Origin of the sequence: Mesorhizobium sp. M7A.F.Ca.US.005.03.2.1, from assembly GCF_003997795.1 — a bacterium.
In the GTDB taxonomy this organism is placed as follows: Bacteria; Pseudomonadota; Alphaproteobacteria; order Rhizobiales; family Rhizobiaceae; genus Mesorhizobium; species Mesorhizobium ciceri.
In genome coordinates, this window is record NZ_RZRP01000783.1 from 1 (window position 1) to 2,964 (window position 2,964).

A 2,964-nucleotide genomic window follows, 5' to 3' on the forward strand; every position below is an offset into this window, starting at 1 on the left:
GGCCGAAGGCGGTGATGAAGGTCGGCGAAATCGCCACGCCGCTGATGAACACAGTCAGCGCCAGCAGTGGCACGGTGTCGGCGGTGAGCGGCAACAGCGTGCCGAGCGCGACGAGGGCGACTGCGATGGCGAGCTGGCGTTGCAGCGGCGCCTTCAGGCTGAGCGCGCCGACGATGATACCGAGCACGAACGATCCCAGCGCATAAACGCCGATGACAAGGCTGGCGGCGCCGGGCTGGCCAAGCTCCTTGGTGATCGCCACGGTGCTGACTTCCGTCGTCGCGAAGGTCGCGCCGATGAAGATCAGGGCGAAGGTGATGATCTGAACCGGCCGCAGGCGGATCGCCGAGCCGCTTGAGCCATGGTCCACCGGCCGCACTTGCGGCTCCGTCGAGCGTTGCAGGATGAAGGCCGCTGATCCGAATGCGAGAAATAATGTGCTCACCAGAACGCCGGCTTCCGGGAACAGGGCAGCACTGAGACCGACCGATAGCGATGCCCCGGCGATATAGACCAGTTCATCGGCCGCGGACTCGAAGGCGAATGCGGTGTTCATCTGCGGCCGTCCGCGGAAAATCTCTGTCCAGCGCGCCCGCACCATCGCCGGCATGCTTGGCATGGCCGCGGCCAGTAGGGCCGACACGAACAGCGTCCACACCGGCCAGTCCTGGTTGGCCGCCGCTATCAGGACGGCGAAAGCCAGCACCGCGATGATGGTGGTGGGCACGACGATCCGTGTCTGGCCCAGGCGGTCCACCAGTCTGGATATCTGCGGCGCAACGAAAGCGTTGGCCAGCGCGTATGTTGCCGAGACGGCTCCGGCCAGCCAGTATTCGCCACGCGTCTGCGACAGCATCGCCACGATGCCGATGGGCGCCATGGCGATCGGCAGGCGCGCCATGAATCCGGCGGCCGCAAAGCCCTTGGCTCCGGGGGCACGAAAGATTTCCGAATAGGGATTTTGCATGGGTGGTTCCTCGACAAAGGACGATTCGGCAATTACATACGAAGCGTATGCTTGTTAAATAGAGCATACGCCGCGTATGTCAATTGGCATACGTTACGTATGTGAATAGGGCCAGAAGCCATGCACAGACCCCGCAAGGAGATGATCGCCGAGACGCGCGCAAAGCTGATCGCGGCGGCCCGCCATGCCTTCGGCACAACAGGCTATGCGGAAGCCTCGATGGATGATTTCACCGCTTCGGCCGGGCTGACGCGCGGCGCGCTCTATCATCATTTCGGCGACAAGAAGGGGCTGCTGCAGGCGGTCATAGCCCAGATCGACGGCGAGATGGCGGCGCGCATCAATGAGGTCGCGTCGAGAGCGCCGACCCGCTGGCAGCATTTCGTCGACGAGTGCTCGACCTATATCGAGATGGCGCTGGAGCCGGAAATCCAGCGCATCATGTTCCGGGATGGCCCGGCCGTGCTGGGGGATCCAGCGCAATGGCCGAATGCCAGTGCGTGCATCGTGTCAATGACCGACCATCTGACCGCGCTGCAGGAGGAGGGGGTCGTTGTCTCGAGCCTCGACCCCGAGACGGCCTCGCGACTGATCAACGGAGCGAGCAGCCAGGCAGCGCAACGGATCGCCAATTCGGACGACCCCGAAGCGACGTCCAAGAAGGTGGTGACGGCGTTCAAGCAACTGCTCGAAGGCCTGCTCAAGAAGCCGGATCCGCAGTCGAATTGAAGTTCCCACCGGAGCTTTTCGTGCCGGCAGCTGTTCCCGATAGGAATTTTTTCTCGACACCTGCCCTCAGCTAAGGTACATATTCGTCCATGGTGCTGATTTGCGCCGGTGACCCGCCGCACAGGCGGGTTTTTCGTTTGATGCTCCGTCAGACAATGCGCCGGCGAAAGGCTGCGAAAGAAAACCGTTGCCCAGAATTCGTCGCCCTGTGGTGCCAGGGCCGGCAATTGACAATCGTCGGGTTGAGTTCATCCTCTTCCACCATCTCTGAGGCGGAGATTCGGGGCACATGTGGGATTTCGAGATCGGCCGGTCGGTGTCCATCATGATGCGGACCTGGCCGTTCATCGTCTTTCGTATGATCGTCTATTTCGGCATCACGCTGGCCTACATCATGGCGACCGGCACCGGTGCCTCGGTCGGCTATGGTGTCGGCCATATCTCCACCGATCCCGACGGGCCCATGTCCTTTGCCCTGTGGGGCGGCGTGGTCGGGTTTGGCATCGTCTCGATCGCGGTCTACTGGATCCGTGAATACATCCTCTATATCGTCAAGGCCGGCCACATCGCCGTCATGGTTCATCTGATCGACGGCCGCGACATTCCCGGCGGTCAGGACCAGATCGCCTACGCCAGGGATGTCGTCACCCAGCGTTTTGCCGAGGCCAATATCCTTTTCGTCGTCGACCAACTCGTCAAGGGTGCCATCCGCGCCATCACCGGCCTGCTCGGCGGTATCGCCGCCTTCCTGCCGATACCGGGCCTGAGCGGCCTGGTCTCCTTCATCAACACGGTGATCCGCCTGTCGCTGACCTATGTCGACGAGATCATCCTCGGCTACAACATCCGCATCAATTCAGCCTCACCCTTCGAGACGGCGCGCCAAGGCGTCGTGCTCTATGCCCAGAACGGCAAGGTCATGGTCAAGAACGCCGTCTGGCTGGCGGTCATCATGTGGGGCGTGTCGTTCGTCATCTTTCTGATGATGCTGGCGCCTGCCGGCGCCATTCTGTTCCTGATGCCCGGCCAGCTCGCCGGCTGGGCCTTCGTGCTCGCCATCGTCTTCGCCTGGGCGTTCAAGGCGGCCTTCATCGAGCCTTTCGCCATCGCTTGCCTGATGCAGGTCTATTTCAAGACCATCGCGGGCCAGGTGCCGGATCCGGCCTGGGACGCCCGGTTGGCCGAGGCGTCGTCGAAGTTCAGGGAGCTCAAGGACAAGGCGCTCGCCTCCTTCGGCGGTTCGCGCTGGGGTACGGCCGGCGCCACAC

General features: G+C 62.6%; 3 protein-coding genes. 2 read left to right on the top strand and 1 reads right to left on the bottom strand.

Annotation, left to right across the window (positions count from 1 at the left end; genetic code table 11):
* On the bottom strand, window positions 1–967 hold a 967-nt coding region (locus EN991_RS30210), incomplete at its 3' end, for an MFS transporter (protein WP_127370112.1).
* A 120-nt stretch (window positions 968–1,087) separates the two neighbouring features.
* On the opposite strand from EN991_RS30210, the gene EN991_RS30215 reads away from it, so the two are divergent.
* Both EN991_RS30215 and EN991_RS30220 read left to right on the top strand, forming a co-directional pair.
* Window positions 1,088–1,696: a TetR/AcrR family transcriptional regulator gene (locus EN991_RS30215; protein WP_013532796.1), complete on the top strand. Its 609-nt coding sequence runs from the start codon at window positions 1,088–1,090 to the stop codon at window positions 1,694–1,696.
* 289 nt (window positions 1,697–1,985) lie between these two features.
* Window positions 1,986–2,964 (top strand): hypothetical protein (locus EN991_RS30220; RefSeq protein WP_127370113.1); only part of this gene is annotated, 979 nt, incomplete at its 3' end.